Raw genomic sequence first — 16,987 nt, forward strand, 5'->3', positions numbered from 1 at the left:
ATGCTTTGTATTTTCACTTAAACTTTAAATTATGAAAACATACAAAATTTTATACATTTCTTTCATTTTTAATATTTATGTTCATTTTAATAATAAATATTCCGATATTATATGTATAATAAGTCTTTGGAGGTTTTAAATGGGTGTTTCACTTAACTCTATTTATTCATCCGATATGTTTCCATTGACTAGACATATGACTTCTGCAGGATTAAATGTTTACAACTCTTCTGCTTACGGCTCTGCTCAGTCTGCTGATAAAGTTGCAAGCATGGTAACTCCTCAGGGATCATCTGCTCCTATAAACAACAATATTGGAAAGACTTTGGATGTATATGCTTAATTATTAGTTTTGACCAATTATGTGAAAGTACTGCTCTGTAAGTTGATAAAAAATAAAAATAATAAAAACATAATTGGTCATCTTTTTTAACAAAAAAATACATTATGTAAACCATATTGTTATCATAACACATTCTATAAAGTTTATTTTTAAACATTTTTAAATATTTTTCTTGATTTAATATAGCATTGATTTACAATTATATAGTAAATTAGTTTTAAATTTATAAATTTAAATGGAGGTATATACTATGGATCTTTCAGCTTATAGTTCTTATTCTACTGGAATGCTTAAACAAGACATTTCTTTAAGCATGATAAGAAAAACTTCAGACATGCAAGCTCAGGCTGTTGATAAAATTATGACTAGCATGCAGCCTCAAGCTGTTTCTGCACCTATGAGACCTGGTGTAGGTGAAAGATTAAGCACTTATGCTTAATTAAAGTAAAGTAATTTTCATAAGGTTGCTGATATTTATTATTGGCAGCTTTTTTATTTATAATAAACAAAACATACCCACTATAAAACACCAAAAATATACTTTTTTCACTAATAATCAAATTATAAATTGTTTTTTTAATTAAAATTTTTGTATATCATAAATAAATAGACATAAGTATGAATGGAGTTTTTTATGATGGATACAGAAGTAGTATTAAAAAATTTAGGTCAAAATATAAGAGAATTAAGAAAAAACAAAAAAATGACTATAGATGAATTAGCTGAAAAATCTTCTCTTTCCGGAAAATATCTTCAGGGTGTAGAAGTTGGTAATAGAAATATATCAATAAAAAATCTAAATAAAATCTGTAAAGCATTAGAAACTTCTCCGGATATATTATTGAATATGAAACCATACAATTTAAAAACTTCAGAAGAAAAAATATTTGCAATATCAGAAAAACTCAAAAAAATTGAAGAAAACAAATTGGATTTTATAGGAAATATGATAGATCATTTAAACAATATAATAAAAAACGAAGAAAAAAATGAATAATATACATTAAATTATCTTATACTAAATTCACATCCGCAATAATTTTGTCTATAAAGTCCAGCTTCATTAGCTATTATATTAGTCTTTTTAAATCCGTCTTTTTTCTTAAAGTCAAAATGCAAATACTCTATTCCTTCATAATTATCTGCTAAACTTTTACCTATCATCTCAATAACTTTACTGTTTTTATGAGGGCTTACAGTCATTACAGTAGCAACATATTTAGCATTTATACTTTTAGCATATTCAAAAGCCTTTTTCATTCTATGCTTAAAACAAATACTGCATCTTGCCCCTTTTTCAGGTTCATTTTCAAAACCTTTTATATCATTGTACCATTTTGCAACATCATCATCTTCTTCAGATATATAAGTTTTTATACCCAAAGTATTAGTATAATTTATAAACTCATCCCTTCTTCTTTTATATTCTTCGATGGGATATATATTAGGATTATAAAAATAAAACACAGTATCATAATCCTCTAAAATAGTACGAGGATAAGACATACAAACTGCACAGCAAGTATGAACAACTAATTTTTCTTTAATATCCATAACAGAAAAAATTACCTCTTACTTGCCTTCAAAGTAATAGTTTTATCATCAAAGCTATTTATTATTATCTGATATCCCATATTTTTAGCTTTAGAATTAATATCAACAGCCAAATCTCTGCTGCTTCCTATATAAGTAACAACATATCTTGAAGACTCTCCGGATACTCCTCTATTATAAATATTTTTTAATCCGCCTATATTCTTTTTCATAGCTTCTTCAAAACCTATAGATTCATTAAAATCAAGTCCGTTTACATATATAGTATACTCTGTACCATTTTGAACTTCGCTCTGCCATTTATTAACTATCTGATTAACAAAATCATCTGATACATAATCTGCTGATTTAACCAAAGCTATAGAATGTGCATCCTTATCGCTTCCTCCAACACCGCCTGCCTGATGTGTAGCACGGGCTATAGTAGAATAATCTGATATATTAATAGCTGTTATTGCAACATCGCTTCTATAACTTTTCATAGCAGTACCTTGTATAGTTGTAAAGAAAGCTGCATCTGCTTTACCTATTATAGCTATTTGAGCTCCTGTTGCATCGGCTATCTTTTTTATTGAAGAAGATGAACGTGAACCTCTTGTATCTTCGTAAGTTATATTTTCTTTTCTCATTACATTCTCTAATGATGAAGGACTAACAAATTTAAATCCTTTCTCGCTCATATTATTTTCTAATTCTACATTAAATGATTCGCTTAAATTTCCTGTTTCATCTGTAACAAGCACAACTATAAGAGGAAGATTTTTTCTATCCATAAGTATGCCCATAGCCTGAAGATTATCTTGAAGCATGTCCACACCAACTGTAGCCTCTATTTTAGAATACCAAACAGAACCTGATTTAGATATATTAATAACTTTATATGCAGATATATAACCTGTTGTATTATCATATATTTTTGAACTTATAAGTTTGTTATTTTCTACCAAAGTACTTCCATTAACTATAGAACCAACTGCCTGCTCTACTGCATTTCTTTTAGCACTTTCAATGGATCTTTCTATAGCATCAGCCTCTCCTCTTCCGTCAGCAGATGCATAACCTTCAGCAATTATTTTTGTAGTTTTTCCGCCTTTGAAATCAGGATTCTTCCAATTATTAACTATTCCAATCTCTCCAGTTTCCTCTCCTACATATACGCCGCCGCTTGATGTGTTTTTAGAAGTTGTAGCACATGATATAAAAAATAAAGATAAAAATATAAATAGATATAACTTATTCAATGTAAATTTCATATTATCATAAACCTCAATTAATATTATATAAAACTCTTATTATAAATAAAAAACAAATTTTAATTAAATATAATGTTATTAACATATATTTTATAATAAAGTTATATTTTTTCAAGAAAGAATTCAATATAATAAATAGAATTCATCAAATTCATGCTGTAAATCCTCAAAGAAAATACCCACATGATATCCATCGCATACACTATGATGTATTTGTAAACATAAAGGCATCATTATATTGTTTTTATCATCTGTATAATATTTTCCTATAGTAAATATCGGAGCTAAATACTCAAAACTATTTGGTAAATTAAGATTAAAACTAGTAAAAGCTGATAATGGAAGAGATGAAATATTAAATATATTTTTCATATTGCATGGCTTAGCCAAAAAAGTTTTATTTTCTCCATAAGTTTCCATATCTGAAATATAATTTTTATAAAACAAATCAAATTTCTCATTATATTCTGTATGAATAGAAGAAAAAGTTTTTGTATCATTATGAAATATGGTATAGCTTGGATTAATAATATCATAATAGCCAAGTTCTTTATTATCATTCAATACCATTTTAAATTCTTTGTATTTATTTACAACTTTTGATATTAAGTAAATAACAGAGGCATAAAATTTAATATTCTTATCTTTAACAGCTTTTTTAAATTTTGTGATATTTAAAGGTACTGTTATGCTATATGTACATGGAATATTATTCATATACATTTCATAATGTTCTTTTCTATTATAATTATTTAAATCTATTTTATTAAACATATTACAATTATATTTTTACAATTTTTATATTTATAAAAAATTATTCGCTTTTAGCATATTTTAAGTAAACTCAAAATATGCTCATAATTTTTTTATATCTTCTATACTTAATCCTGTATATTTTGATATTGTATTCAAATCTACTTTATCTCTCTTCATATTTATAGCCATAGATATTTTTGTTTTCTCTATACCTTCTTTTATACCTTGCTGAATACCTATTTCTATACCTTCTATTTTTCCTTCTTCTCTCTCATACTGAAGCATAGCAGCCTGTCCATAAAGAAAAGTATCTCTTTCATTATAGGCAGACATCTCTTTTTCATCAGCTACAAATCTTTTATATTTATCTATTACTTTAGGCATAATAATGTTACCTCCTATTAACTTATTAATACTTTTTTCTAAATCTTTAGTTGTAAAAAAATCAATCCAAGATAGAAGTTTATTTTTATTATACTCATCTGAACTAGCATTTCTTAATATTTCTGCAAATCTATTAATCTCTATAAAATGTATCTGAAAATCGTCCAGCCTAAGGCTAGGATTGTTAATATCAGCAAATGTTAAACATTTATGTTCTTTTTTTATATCAGTTTTACTTCCCATATCTAAATTAAAATTTATAAAACTAATACTAATCATCTTACTTATATTAATATATAAATCACTTTCTTTTAATTCTGAAGCTATATTTTTTGCTATATAATATAATATAATATTCTTTTTATAAAGTTATTATTTCCTACCAACTGTATTTCAATAAGTATTTTCTTACCGTCTTTAGTTTTTGCTTTAACGTCAAGTATAGACTCTTTTAAATTTTCATTTTCAGGTAAGTTATAAGGATTAATAATTTCAAGATTGCTTACAGATTCAAAACCAACATCATTCAAAACAGCATTAACAATATTTTCTAATATATCCTCATCGCCTTCAGTACCAATTAGATATCGTACAAATAAATCATTAAGTCTGTTAATTTCTTTCATAGCTTAATTATACTAAAAATATAAGACTTTGTCAAAATAAGATTAAATACCTTTATAAACAGACAAAAGTGAAGGAAGAATTTCTTCAGGTTCAAGTTTTTTTAAGCAGTCAATAGTTTTGCATCCTCTTTTCATATACTCGCAATGAAAACTTTTTAATGCTGAGCAGTATTTTTTTCTTGCCTCTATATTTATAGCTTTATCTCCTCTAGCTCCGTAAATCAAAGGCAAAGTATCTCCGAATATACCTATAGAATATATATTGCATGCATTAGCTATATGCAAAGGGGCACTATCTCCGCCAATCAATGCATAAGAATGTTTTATTACTGATATAAGCTCCCTTATAGTCAATTTATTAGTAAAATCATCAGCTATTATATTTCCTAATCTTTTTTTCATCTCATCAGAAAAATCTAAATCATCTTTAGCACCTATCAATATTATAGGCATTTGTTTTTCTTTATAAAACATATCTATAAGTTTTGAAAAATTATCTATCCCATACCTTTTACTTATCCTAGTAGCCCCGCCATGCACAAGTAAAGCATTTTTATAATTTTTCATTTTATTAAAGCCGAATTCATTTTCTTTTTCATTTAGAAATATTTCTGCATTTATGCCATCAGATTCTATATTCATAGGTTTTAATATAGAAAGTATTGTATCTACTATATGTCTTTTATGTTTTTTCCAAGAAGTTTTTTTATTAAGAAGAAATCCGCGGCATTCACTGTTTACTCCAGCTCTTATTGGTATTTTTGCCTTATATAAAAGTGAAGCTCCGTAAAATGCTGTTGTAGCTGTAATACCTATATCATAGTTCTGATTTTTTATATATTCTAATGCTTTATCATCTCTGACTATAATATTATTTATATAAGGATTCTCTTGTAAAATATCTATTCCCCTAGCTCCATTTACAACATCAATAATACAATCATTATAATGTTTTTTTACGGCTCTTATTAAAGGAGTTATAAATATAGTATCTCCTATATAATTCATTCCTATAATCAATATCTTTGTCATATTTGTCATAGATAAAACTCTTGATAATTATTATTAAATTATGATAATCTTCGTCTTTTTAACATTCTTTCCTTTTTTGATTCTAATGCTCTTTCTTCATTGTATATTTTCATAATCTCAAAGAATAGTATAAAACTCAAAGGGCCTAATATAATTCCTGAAAGTCCGAAGAATAATACACCTCCAAGTATAGCAAAGAAAATAAATAATGGATGAAGTTCTATTCTGTTTCCAAGAAGCAAAGGACGTACAAAATTATCAGGTATTGTAATAAAGAACCATGAACATACTATAAATATAATAGCTTTAATAATTTCACCATTTATTAGAAACAATATACCCAAAGGTATCCATATTATAGTAGTTCCTATTATAGGCATAAAAGATGCTATTATAGTAAGAAATGCAAATGTAAATGAATTGGAAACACCAAATATAGTATATACTATAAAAGCACAAAAGCCCTGAAACATTCCTGTAAACAAATTTCCAAATACTATTCCTTTTATACCTTCAGAAACCTGTTTTATAAGTCTGTCAAGATATTTTGCATCTATAGGAACTAATGTTCTTACCTGACCTATCAAATATTCCCCGTCTACAAAAAAGAAAAATAATGAGAACATCATAAATATAAATGAACTTACAAATCCGCCTGTACTTTTTAATAAACTAGCTACATTTTGAGTAAGATACGAACTTATAAATGTTAAATTTGAAAGAGAAGAATCCTGTATCCTTTTTAATATAGTTTCCATAGATACATCTATAGGCAATGATTTAAGAAAATTATTTATGTTAGAATTATTCATAACTTCATTAACATCTAAATTCATAAAATATTTAATACCAATATTTGAAATATCTATAAGCTGAACTATTATAGTATATGCTAATATGCTTGTAGGAACTAAAAATATAATTAAAGATATAAGAGAAAATAGCAATGCCAAAGTATTTTTTTTGATTATAGAAAGCTTATCAGTTTTTTTATAACTTTTCCCCATAGCCTTTATAAAAAGAGGATTTAATATGACATAAAAAACAACGGCAAAGAATATTATCATGCCGAAAGGTTTTAATAATTTGTACATTATAAATATAGACAGGAATATAAAAGCTATAAAGAAAATATAGCCTATATTGTTTTTATTCATAAAATCTCCAAAATAAAATAGTCCAAATTAATAAAATTAATTAGGTTTTTATAATAATATATATAATATATTTTTCAAGCATTTTAATTTGAATTATTAAATATTTATGTTATCATATAAAAATGGTATTCAATTTAAATGATAAACAAAAAGATATAATAAAATGTTTTGAAGATAATGGCTTATGCTTTGTTAATGCATCGGCAGGCACAGGAAAAACAAGCACTATAACAGAAATATATATAAAATTATTAGAAAATAAAGAAAAAGTTTCAAATATAGTAGTTATCACTTTCACAAAAGCTGCAGCTAATGAAATGCTTTTTAGAATAAGATCCAAAGTAAGAAATAAAATAGATAATATAAAAAATACAAATGATGAAAAATCTTTAAAAGAAAAAAAATACTGGCAGAATGTTTATAAAGATATACTTACAAGTGCTAAAATTTCAACAATAAATGCATTTGCCAACTCTATAGCTATGGAAAATGCAATGTATCTTTCCATACCTCCTAATATGGCAATATTGGAAGATAGTATTGATATTCAGGAAACATTAAAAAGCGAGATTTTAAATATTTTAAGACAATCAAAACATGCCGAAATTATACGTTCTCTATATAGAATATCTACAGAAGACAGTAAAAATAAATTTGCTCAAAGAATACTGCATTTCTTACTAAAAATAAAGCCAAGATTAGAAAATATAAATAGATTTGAAGAAAAAGCATTAGAAATAATAAAAATAGATGATAAAGAATATGATAAGCTATACAATAATATATATAATTACGGTATAGAGCTTATAAATGATAATCTAAAAAGCGGTAAATTTATAACAGAATGCAAAAATAGAATATCTCTTCTTCTTCAAAAGATTGATTTGATAAAAAATAAAGAAAAAGTAAAAGAATTAAAATCAGAAGATTATGAATATATTAGAATTGCATTGGATAATGTATCAGATGCTAAATTAGGAAATACAAAGCATGATGAATTCAGAGCAGTATTAGAAGATTTAAAACAATGCACTATATCTATGCTTAATTATATTGATATATTATATAACGAAGAAAATTATAAAGCGGTAATAGATTTTATAAAAGAAACATACAATCATATAGAAAAAATAAAATATAATATAGGCATATACTCTCATGAAGATATGATGTATAAAGCTATAGAAGCATTAGAAAATAAAGACATATCAAAAGAAATAAGAGATAATATATCAGCATTAATATTAGATGAAGCTCAAGATACAAGCATTCTTCAGTTTGATTTCATAAATTTAATAGTATTCGGACAAAGAGAAATAACAAGCAAATCAAAAACAGATAAAAAATTAATGATAGTAGGAGATAGAAAGCAGTCTATATACAGATTCAGAAATGCTGATGTAAATGCCTTCACTAATACTCAGGAAAATTTCAGCGATTATGTAAGATACTTAAAAGATAATTACAGAAGCAATTCTATGCTTATAGATTTCTTTAATGATTTATTTAAAAGCACAGTATTTATAAATGATGATATTAATTATAAAGATGAAGATGATTTGGATTATAATAAAAAAACAAATGATAAATCGGTATCTTTACTAATATTAAATAATAATATAGAAGATGAAAGCATTAATTTATATGCAGATGATAAAACAGAATTAGAAGCATATGCAATAGCTGAATATATAAAAAATAATTATAGTAATGATTATAAAAATACTGTTATACTTCTTCCTACATTCAGCAGATTAGATAAATATTTACAAGCATTATCAGATTATAAAATACCATACTATATAGACGGCGGAAATAAATTCTACTCAAGAGAAGAAATAGTATTAATAAAAACATTCTTAGAATATTTAATATTAAGAGATCATGCAAAACTGCCTGAAATTCTTAGAAGTGAATTATTCGATATCGATATAGGCAATTTATCAGATTTTCTATTCAGTTTATATGTCAAAAATTTGGATATAAAAGATTATTTCCCAAAAATGATATACGATGAAAATAAATATAAAGAAATAGAAAATATAGCTAAATCAAAAAGTTATTATTATCAATTAAAAACAGCCAAAGAATTATTAAACAGCATAGAAAGTAAAATACATAAGATGAATGCTGCTGAAATAATTGAAACAATATGTATTGATACTAATTTCTATAATTATTTAATGACTATGAATGATGCGGAAATTTCTTATGCCAATATAGAAAAATTAAAAAAAATAGCAAATGATTTTGAAAATCAAACAGGAAATAATATTTATGATTTTGTACTCAATCTAAAAAATACCAATGATAATGAAGCCTACTCTGCTATACCAAAATTATCAGTAGAATCCGTAAAAATAATGACTATACATAAATCTAAAGGACTTGAATTTAATAATGTATTTGTTGCAGGAATAGGCGGTTATATAAAACCTAATTTATCAGATTTTGATTTTATAGAAGATTCATCATTTATAAAACTTCCTGTAAAAAATAAACATTATAGTGTAGATTTCTCAGCATTAAATACTGATTACAATAAAAAAAGTGAATTTTCAGAAAAAAGAAGATTATTATATGTAGCATTAACAAGAGCATCAAACAATTTAATACTTTCAGGTGAACATACCAAAGAAGAAACATATAGATCATATTTAGATAAATATTTTCATGATGAAACAAAAAAATATAAAGCTGATATTATAAGCGAAGATACAGAAGGATTGATAAAAATTGATGATATAGAAAATAAATTTATTGATACATATTTCTATGGATTAGCTATAAAAAGAGAAGAAGAAATAGACATTAAAGATGCTCAGTCAATAAAAGAAAAGATTGATAGTCTTTCAAAAGAAGATAAAAAAGAAAATAATAATCAATATATAAAAAATATTAATCCGTCTTTAAATAACATATTCAATAAAAATTATGTTAATATAACAAAGCTTCTAGATAGAAAAATATCAAAACTTGAAAATGATATAAATAATACAGATAATGAATATAATGAGGACATAGAACTCATATCATATAAAGATATAGGAATAATAATACATAAAATGCTTGAATATTTTAACTTTGATAAATACAACAAAGAAAAAGATCAATATTTAGAAAAAGTAAAATCATATATTATAAAAAGCAATAATCATTATAGTAAAGAGCAATTAACAGAAAGTTTGAATACAGCATTCAAAAAGCTATTTGAAAATCATCATATACAAAATATACTTAATGGTGATGAAGAAATAGTTTCAAGAGAACATACATACCAGCATTATGACGGAAAATATTTTATGACAGGAAAAATTGATATTATAACTAAAAATAAAAATGATGAGTATTATATTCTAGATTATAAAGTAGCAGAAGAAAGCGAATATAATATAAATAAATATCAATACCAATTAAATAGTTATAAGTATATGTTTGAAAAAGTACTTAGTCAAAAATCTTCTAATATAGATAAGAATAAAATAAAAACTGATATTATATTCCTTAAATAAATTATGAATATCAAATTTTAATCATATTTATTATAAAATATACTATATTTTTATATTATTACGATATATTTTTATTAATTATTTCTATTATATTAATAATTTCCTTTACTTTTTTCTATTATATTGTATATATTATAACTGTGAGGAAAATGAATGGAAGTAATTTTAAAATATTTTACATTAATAATTTGTTTTTTATCTATCATATCATGTGATAAGCAGGTATTTTTCAATAGATTTAATTTAAACAGAGCTTATAATCTATATGAAAAAGGAAAGAATGCAGATGATGACAAGGCACTTCTTGAAATAACTTCCACCTATAATGACATTATAAATCAAAAAATATATGCTCAGGATAGACTAGCATCTGTATATAGGACATTAGGTGAAAGAAGTTTAGTAAAAGAACAGTATGCATATTCAGCAAAATATTTTACTGAGGCATTAAAAATACTTCCAAATAGCCCTTATTTAAGATACGGACTTGGAATATCTTATGCCAATTTAGCAGAAAGTGCTGATACTTATGAAAAAAAGAGTAATTTTATACAAAGAGCGGAAAATAATATTAGATTTGCTATAGATAAAGACCCTAACAATGCAAATTATTATGCAGCTTTAGCATCATTAAAGGGAATGCATCAGGATAATTATGAAGAAGCATTTGATAATATAAAAAAAGCTGTTGAAATGAATCCTAATAATGCAGATTATTTGATGCTTCTTGCAAGAATACAGTACAGCAGGGGAAATTATAATGAAGCTGTGGCAGCGTACAGAAAAATACTCAATCTCCCTGTTGAAAATAATGTTAAAGAAACGGTATTAAAAAATATTGAGCAAATTATAGGACAGAGAAATTGAGTAAAAGTTATGATGTAAAAACTTATTTGATTGCCTTGAATCAAATTGATAAAGTAGGAGATAAAAGAATATCCGAACTTATAAATCATTATGAATCTGTAGAAAATATTTTTGATGATAAAGAAGAAAATATAAAGGAATTATTAGAAAAAAAATTTAAATCTCAAATAGGTAATTTTGATAAAAATGAGATATTAGATAAAGCAAATACAATAGTAGAAAAATCAAATAACTATGGTATAGGAATATTAAGTTTATTTGATGAAGATTATCCATTTAATTTAAAACAAATAGATAATCCGCCATATATACTTTATTATAAGGGAGATTTAAAAAAACTAAGAAGAAATGCTATAGCAATAGTAGGTACTAGAGAGCCTACAAATGAAAGCCGTAAGTATTCTTTCGAGCTTGCTAGTAAATTATCATCTTTGAATATATCTGTTGTATCAGGAATGGCTAAAGGAGTCGATAGAGAGGCACATCTTGGAGCAATATCATCTCATATTAATACTGTGGCAGTTTTAGGAAACGGCATTGATAATGTTTACCCTTCTGAAAATTTGCAGATATATAATAAATTATCAGAAAAAGGTTTAATAGTAAGCGAATTTGAAATAGGAAGAAAGCCTGACAGAATGAATTTCCCTAGAAGAAACAGAATAATATCAGGACTTTCTTATGCTGTTGTTATGGTGGAAGCTGCTAGTAAATCCGGTGCTTTAATTACTGTTGATTATGCCCTTAATCAAGGCAGAGACGTTTATATTGCACCTTATGATGAGAAGAAAAGCTGTTATTTTGGAAATCATAAACTATATAAAGACGGTGCTAAAATAGCATATAGTTATATGGATATACTTGAAGATTTTGATTCAATATTCTCAAATGATGATGATTATGTGAAAATGAAATTAAAATATTTTGAAGGCGGAGATATAAAATCTAAAGCTGTAAAAAATGATTCTATAAAAAGTGAAAGCAATAATAATAAAGAAAAGAAAGAAACAAAAAAAGAAGAAGTAAAAGATAAAAAAGAAAAGAAAAAAAATAAAATATCAAAACAAAATGATGAATCTATTATAAGTACTTTACAGGAAGATGAGGCATTGCTTTATAATATAATAAAACAAAATGATAAAATACATATTGATGAAGTTATAGAGGAAAGCAAAATGAAAGTGCAGGCTGTAACTTCTATGCTTATGCAATTAGAGATAAAAGGGATTATAAAGCAGCTTTCGGGAAAATATTATACTATAGAAAAATAAAAAATATATATAACTTTAGGATTTATAAAAGGAGATTTAACTATGGCTACAACAACAGAGGAAAAAGTAAAAAAAACAACAAGTAAAAAGACAAAAGATAAAAAAGAGTCTAAAAAGAAAAAACTTATTATAGTGGAGTCTCCGGCGAAAGCTAAAACAATTAATAGATATTTAGGCTCTGATTATCTTGTAATGTCATCAATGGGGCATTTAATTGATTTGCCTAGAAGCAGACTGGCTATAGATGTAGATCATGGCTTTGAACCTGAATACATCACTATAAGAGGAAGAGCTAAAATATTAAATGATTTGAAAAAAGAGGCAAAAAAAGCGGAAGAAGTATTGCTAGCTGCCGACGATGATAGAGAGGGAGAAAGCATAGCTTGGCATATAGGAAATAAAATCAGAGGCGTAAACTCTGCTGTACCTATAAAGAGAATAGTTTTTCATGAGATAACAAAAGATGCATTAAAAGAAGCTATTGATCAGCCAAGAGATATAGATATTTCAAAAGTTAATGCTCAAAAGGCAAGAAGAGTATTAGACAGACTTATCGGTTATAATTTAAGCCCTTTACTTTGGGATAAAATAAAAAGAGGACTTTCTGCAGGAAGAGTACAGAATGTAGCTTTACTTATAATATGTAATAGAGAAGATGAAATTGAAACTTTTGTACCTGTAGAATATTGGACTTTCGGAGTATTTTTAAAGCATAAAAATAAAGAGTTTTTAGCAGAACTTCAAAAATATAAAGGTGAAAAACCTGATTTAAAAACTAAACAAGATGTTGAAGATATAATGGAGCATCTTAAAGACAAAACTTATACTGTTGCAAGCATAGAGGTAAAAGACAGATTAAGAAACCCTACTGCTCCATATACTACAAGTAAGCTTCAGCAGGCAGCAAGCAGTGCATTAGGATACAGTGCTTCAAAAACTATGCAGGTGGCACAATCACTTTATGAAGGTGTTGATATAGCAGGAGAAGCAACTGGTTTGATAACTTATATGCGTACCGATAGTGTAAGGATATCTCCTGTTGCTCAGGAACAGGCTAAAGAGTTTATAGAAAAAGAATATGGAAGCAATTATTTACCTCCTGAACCTCCTACATATTCAGTAAAAAAGAATGCTCAGGACGCTCACGAGGCTATAAGACCTACTAATGTATTTTTAACTCCTGACAGCATAAAAGAATATTTAAAAACAGACCAATATAAACTGTATAAACTTATATGGGAGAGATTTGTATCATCTCAAATGCTTCCAGCTAAAATGAAAAATACAAGAGCTATAATAGTGGCAGGAGATTGTGAGTTTTCTCTTTCTTCTTCAAAAATAGAATTTGACGGATTTATGAAGGTTCTTACAATAGACAAAGAAGATAAAGAAAAAGCTTCAAAAATGCCTAATTTATCAAAAGATGATGTATGTGAATTTGTTGAAAATAATCCTCAGCAGCATTTCACAACACCTCCTCCAAGATATACAGATGCTTCACTTGTAAAAATACTTGAAGAATCAGGTATAGGAAGACCTTCTACTTATGCCCCAACTATTAAAACAATAATATCAAGGCATTATGTACAGAGAAAAGGAAAACAATTAGTACCTACAGAATTAGGAAAACTAGTTAATGAGCTTATAAGCGAAAATTTCCCTGAACTTGTAAATATTAACTTTACTGCCGACATGGAAAGTAAACTTGATAAAATAGAAGACGATAATATAGAATGGAATAATATATTAAAAGAATTCTATCCTCATTTTTTGGACACATTGAAAACAGCTACTGAAAATATCAATAATATGAAAGACTTTTTCAATGAAGAAACTGATTTTGTATGTGAAAAATGCGGTAAGAAGATGATTAAGCGTTTGGGAAGATACGGATATTTTATAGCTTGTTCCGGATTCCCTGAATGTAAAAACACTAAAGGAATATCTTTTGGTGTTTGTCCTAAATGCGGAGGAGATATTACATTAAAACGCTCAAAAAGAGGAAGAGAATTCTATGGTTGTTCTAATTATCCTAAATGCGATTTTGTAAGTTGGGATAAACCTCTTCAAGAACCTTGTCCTAAATGCGGAGGACTTATGGTTGAGAAGAATATTAAAAACAAAGGATTGTTTAAAGTTTGTATCAAGGAAGATTGCGGTTATTCGGAGGAAATCAAAGAGGACGAAGAATAACATTACTATTAATTACTGTATTAGCTCTGTTTAATACTTGTTATCTACTTTATCCGCAAAATAATGATAAGATAAAACTAAATAATTTAAATATAAAAGTAGAAGATTTGAAAGAGGCTTTTAATCCAGCTGTAAGTAAATTCAGTGAGAAAACTATATCTACAATAATTATAGATCCCGGACATGGAGGAAAAGACCCTGGAGCTGTTGGAGTAAATAAATTATTTGAAAAAGATATAGTTTTAGCCTTTTCATTAGAATTAAAAGAAGAATTAGAGGATTTACTTCCAAATGTCAAAATTGTGCTTACGAGAACAGGTGATACTTACCCTACTCTTGAAAAGCGTTTTGAAATAGCTAATAATGCCGCAAAAATAAACACAGATAAAGCCAAAAATGCATTATTTGTAAGTGTTCATGCAAATGCTTCATTCAGTCCGAATGCTAGAGGTTTTGAGGCTTATTTTGTGAGTGCTCAGGAGTCAAGCGAATATGCAAGAGCAGTGTCTATGTTTGAGAATGAGGCTTTAGTAAAGTTTGATAATATAGACCCTTCAAAATATGAAAAAGATTCCTCGCAAATCACTCATAACTATATGCTTGTAGAACAGTATCAAAAAGAAAGCAAATTATTAGCAGAATCAATCACAGAACAAGTTCTCAAAGTATCAGGAGTGGCAAGAAGAACTAAACCTGTACAGAATGCTTTATTTTATGTTCTTAAGGGTGCCGTTATGCCTTCAACATTAATAGAATTGGGATTCATAACAAATCCTGCTGATGCCAAGTTTATGAACACCAAAGAAACAAGATTAAAAATGGTAAAAGCTACAGCAGAGGGTATAAAGAAATACATAGAACTTTTTGAAAAAACTAAAGGTTTTACAAAATAATAGCAATATTCAAAATTAATTTTATAAATAAAAACATAATATCTTTTATTCTTAATAAGATTTTATATCATTAATAAAAAATTTAATAAAACAGCATATCATAATATTTAGAAATTCTTTCTATAAAATTCTAATGCCTTTTTTTCTATGTCTTTTATAAATTTATCTTTATAATTGCAATATAATTCAATATCATTATTACAATTTTTCAAAGCTTCCAATTTTATTTTAACATATTCTTCAGCGATATTTTTATTTGCCATTAAAAAATCTCTAAAAGCTAAATGCCTTTCAATATCGAATTTATTATTAATATCAAATATATGTATATGAGAAAATCTTTTTTGGGTACCATTATCATCGATATAATCTTTCATAAAAAATCTTCTCTTTGCTATTCCATTTTCTCCCATGGCTTTATAACCAATATTAGCAAAATCATTATTATAACGATCAACTTTATTTATATCATCAACTACAGCTAGCATATCTATAATAGGTTTTGCTTTTAAATTTTCTATTGATGTGCTTCCTATATGATGAATGCTTATAAGTATATCATTAATAATATTTTTTATTTTTGATTCTTCCTCTCTATATAAATTCTTCCAATTATAATCATAATCAACAATTTCAATTATTCTCATTACCAACTCCAAATAATAAAATTATTATGTATACTAAAACAAATATATTTTGTCAAAATAATTTTTTTAATTCAAAATATTTTCAGGGCTTTGCCCCCCTCCACACTTCTTTTGTTGCCACAAAGAAGCTATATCCTCGATAAACTCGGATACGCTTCGCGAAAGGCTATATTTGAACTTAAATGTAATAAATTATTTACATGTAAGACAAAATTAGTATTATTTAGTACTAATTTTATACTTGCACTTTTTACAACTTTGACGAAGTCCGCCTATGGCGTGCGGCGGGAAAAAGTTGAATAAAAAAATTGACAAACTTAAAAATTCTCAGTATATACTAAAGAATAATATAAATATTACAAAAACTACTGAAACATAATAGATTTATTTTTCATTGTTTTTTATAACGCACATCAAAAATAATAAATATATAACAATGATTTATTAATTTTTATTTAAGAAAAAGAGTTTTTATATAAAAAAATAAAATACTCTTTTT

14 protein-coding genes and 1 pseudogene are annotated in these 16,987 nt (G+C 26.2%); 8 read left to right on the forward strand and 7 right to left on the reverse strand.

Going from position 1 to position 16,987, the window contains the following annotated elements:
* Positions 1-139 precede the first annotated feature (139 nt).
* The 3 genes from Q0K19_RS00085 to Q0K19_RS00095 all read left to right on the forward strand — a co-directional run bounded on the left by Q0K19_RS00085 (position 140) and on the right by Q0K19_RS00095 (position 1,340).
* Positions 140-343 carry a hypothetical protein gene (locus Q0K19_RS00085; protein WP_041177241.1) on the forward strand — a complete coding sequence of 68 codons (204 nt, stop codon included), beginning with the start codon at positions 140-142 and terminating at the stop codon, positions 341-343.
* Positions 344-593: 250 nt separating this feature from the next.
* Positions 594-782: a putative motility protein gene (locus Q0K19_RS00090; RefSeq protein WP_041177240.1), complete on the forward strand. Its 189-nt coding sequence runs from the start codon at positions 594-596 to the stop codon at positions 780-782.
* A 195-nt stretch (positions 783-977) separates the two neighbouring features.
* Complete coding sequence (locus tag Q0K19_RS00095) at positions 978-1,340, forward strand: helix-turn-helix transcriptional regulator (protein ID WP_297244424.1); 363 nt, start codon at positions 978-980, stop codon at positions 1,338-1,340.
* Between the two features lie 11 nt (positions 1,341-1,351).
* On the opposite strand, the gene Q0K19_RS00100 is transcribed toward Q0K19_RS00095, so the two are convergent.
* The 6 genes and pseudogenes from Q0K19_RS00100 to Q0K19_RS00125 form a co-directional block, all read right to left on the reverse strand.
* Positions 1,352-1,897, reverse strand: coding sequence for an epoxyqueuosine reductase QueH (locus tag Q0K19_RS00100; RefSeq protein ID WP_297244426.1), 546 nt, complete (start codon positions 1,895-1,897; stop codon positions 1,352-1,354).
* A gap of 11 nt (positions 1,898-1,908) precedes the next feature.
* Positions 1,909-3,150 carry a DUF6175 family protein gene (locus tag Q0K19_RS00105; RefSeq protein ID WP_297244428.1) on the reverse strand — a complete coding sequence of 414 codons (1,242 nt, stop codon included), beginning with the start codon at positions 3,148-3,150 and terminating at the stop codon, positions 1,909-1,911.
* Between the two features lie 123 nt (positions 3,151-3,273).
* A complete protein-coding gene (locus Q0K19_RS00110) occupies positions 3,274-3,924 on the reverse strand; it encodes a CatA-like O-acetyltransferase (protein ID WP_297244430.1) in 651 nt (216 codons plus the stop codon).
* 81 nt (positions 3,925-4,005) lie between these two features.
* Positions 4,006-4,916 (reverse strand): annotated as a pseudogene (locus Q0K19_RS00115) (Rpn family recombination-promoting nuclease/putative transposase).
* Between the two features lie 42 nt (positions 4,917-4,958).
* Positions 4,959-5,948, reverse strand: a complete 990-nt coding sequence (locus Q0K19_RS00120; RefSeq protein WP_335845740.1) for a glycosyltransferase family 9 protein — start codon at positions 5,946-5,948, stop codon at positions 4,959-4,961.
* A gap of 38 nt (positions 5,949-5,986) precedes the next feature.
* On the reverse strand, positions 5,987-7,105 hold the full coding sequence (locus Q0K19_RS00125; RefSeq protein ID WP_297244435.1) for an AI-2E family transporter: 1,119 nt from the start codon (positions 7,103-7,105) through the stop codon (positions 5,987-5,989).
* Positions 7,106-7,227: 122 nt separating this feature from the next.
* Here Q0K19_RS00125 and Q0K19_RS00130 point away from each other — a divergent pair, with 122 nt between their 5' ends.
* The 5 genes from Q0K19_RS00130 to Q0K19_RS00150 all read left to right on the forward strand — a co-directional run bounded on the left by Q0K19_RS00130 (position 7,228) and on the right by Q0K19_RS00150 (position 15,841).
* Positions 7,228-10,617 carry an exodeoxyribonuclease V subunit beta gene (locus tag Q0K19_RS00130; RefSeq protein WP_297244437.1) on the forward strand — a complete coding sequence of 1,130 codons (3,390 nt, stop codon included), beginning with the start codon at positions 7,228-7,230 and terminating at the stop codon, positions 10,615-10,617.
* 153 nt (positions 10,618-10,770) lie between these two features.
* Positions 10,771-11,484: a tetratricopeptide repeat protein gene (locus tag Q0K19_RS00135; RefSeq protein ID WP_014487284.1), complete on the forward strand. Its 714-nt coding sequence runs from the start codon at positions 10,771-10,773 to the stop codon at positions 11,482-11,484.
* Positions 11,481-12,755: a DNA-processing protein DprA gene (gene dprA, locus Q0K19_RS00140; protein WP_297244442.1), complete on the forward strand. Its 1,275-nt coding sequence runs from the start codon at positions 11,481-11,483 to the stop codon at positions 12,753-12,755. The genes Q0K19_RS00135 and dprA overlap by 4 nt, the downstream gene beginning before the upstream one ends.
* A 42-nt stretch (positions 12,756-12,797) precedes the next feature.
* A complete protein-coding gene (gene topA / locus Q0K19_RS00145) occupies positions 12,798-14,948 on the forward strand; it encodes a type I DNA topoisomerase (protein ID WP_297244446.1) in 2,151 nt (716 codons plus the stop codon).
* On the forward strand, positions 14,894-15,841 hold the full coding sequence (locus Q0K19_RS00150; protein WP_297244448.1) for an N-acetylmuramoyl-L-alanine amidase: 948 nt from the start codon (positions 14,894-14,896) through the stop codon (positions 15,839-15,841). Before topA ends, Q0K19_RS00150 begins: the two co-directional genes overlap by 55 nt.
* 107 nt (positions 15,842-15,948) lie before the next feature.
* On the opposite strand, the gene Q0K19_RS00155 is transcribed toward Q0K19_RS00150, so the two are convergent.
* On the reverse strand, positions 15,949-16,488 hold the full coding sequence (locus tag Q0K19_RS00155) for a GrpB family protein (RefSeq protein WP_297244450.1): 540 nt from the start codon (positions 16,486-16,488) through the stop codon (positions 15,949-15,951).
* Between the last annotated feature and the right edge of the window lie 499 nt (positions 16,489-16,987).

Source organism: uncultured Brachyspira sp., from assembly GCF_944393015.1.
GTDB lineage: Bacteria > Spirochaetota > Brachyspiria > Brachyspirales > Brachyspiraceae > Brachyspira.

Excerpts from the sequence above, each read along its gene's own strand:
- Q0K19_RS00085 (WP_041177241.1), top strand. The coding sequence starts at position 140 with ATGGGTGTTTCACTTAACTCTATTTATTCATCCGATATGTTTCCATTG.
- Q0K19_RS00090 (WP_041177240.1), top strand. The coding sequence starts at position 594 with ATGGATCTTTCAGCTTATAGTTCTTATTCTACTGGAATGCTTAAACAA.
- Q0K19_RS00095 (WP_297244424.1), top strand. The coding sequence starts at position 978 with ATGATGGATACAGAAGTAGTATTAAAAAATTTAGGTCAAAATATAAGA.
- Q0K19_RS00100 (WP_297244426.1), bottom strand. The coding sequence starts at position 1,897 with ATGGATATTAAAGAAAAATTAGTTGTTCATACTTGCTGTGCAGTTTGT.
- Q0K19_RS00105 (WP_297244428.1), bottom strand. The coding sequence starts at position 3,150 with ATGAAATTTACATTGAATAAGTTATATCTATTTATATTTTTATCTTTA.
- Q0K19_RS00110 (WP_297244430.1), bottom strand. The coding sequence starts at position 3,924 with ATGTTTAATAAAATAGATTTAAATAATTATAATAGAAAAGAACATTAT.
- Q0K19_RS00120 (WP_335845740.1), bottom strand. The coding sequence starts at position 5,948 with ATGACAAAGATATTGATTATAGGAATGAATTATATAGGAGATACTATA.
- Q0K19_RS00125 (WP_297244435.1), bottom strand. The coding sequence starts at position 7,105 with ATGAATAAAAACAATATAGGCTATATTTTCTTTATAGCTTTTATATTC.
- Q0K19_RS00130 (WP_297244437.1), top strand. The coding sequence starts at position 7,228 with ATGGTATTCAATTTAAATGATAAACAAAAAGATATAATAAAATGTTTT.
- Q0K19_RS00135 (WP_014487284.1), top strand. The coding sequence starts at position 10,771 with ATGGAAGTAATTTTAAAATATTTTACATTAATAATTTGTTTTTTATCT.
- topA (WP_297244446.1), top strand. The coding sequence starts at position 12,798 with ATGGCTACAACAACAGAGGAAAAAGTAAAAAAAACAACAAGTAAAAAG.
- Q0K19_RS00155 (WP_297244450.1), bottom strand. The coding sequence starts at position 16,488 with ATGAGAATAATTGAAATTGTTGATTATGATTATAATTGGAAGAATTTA.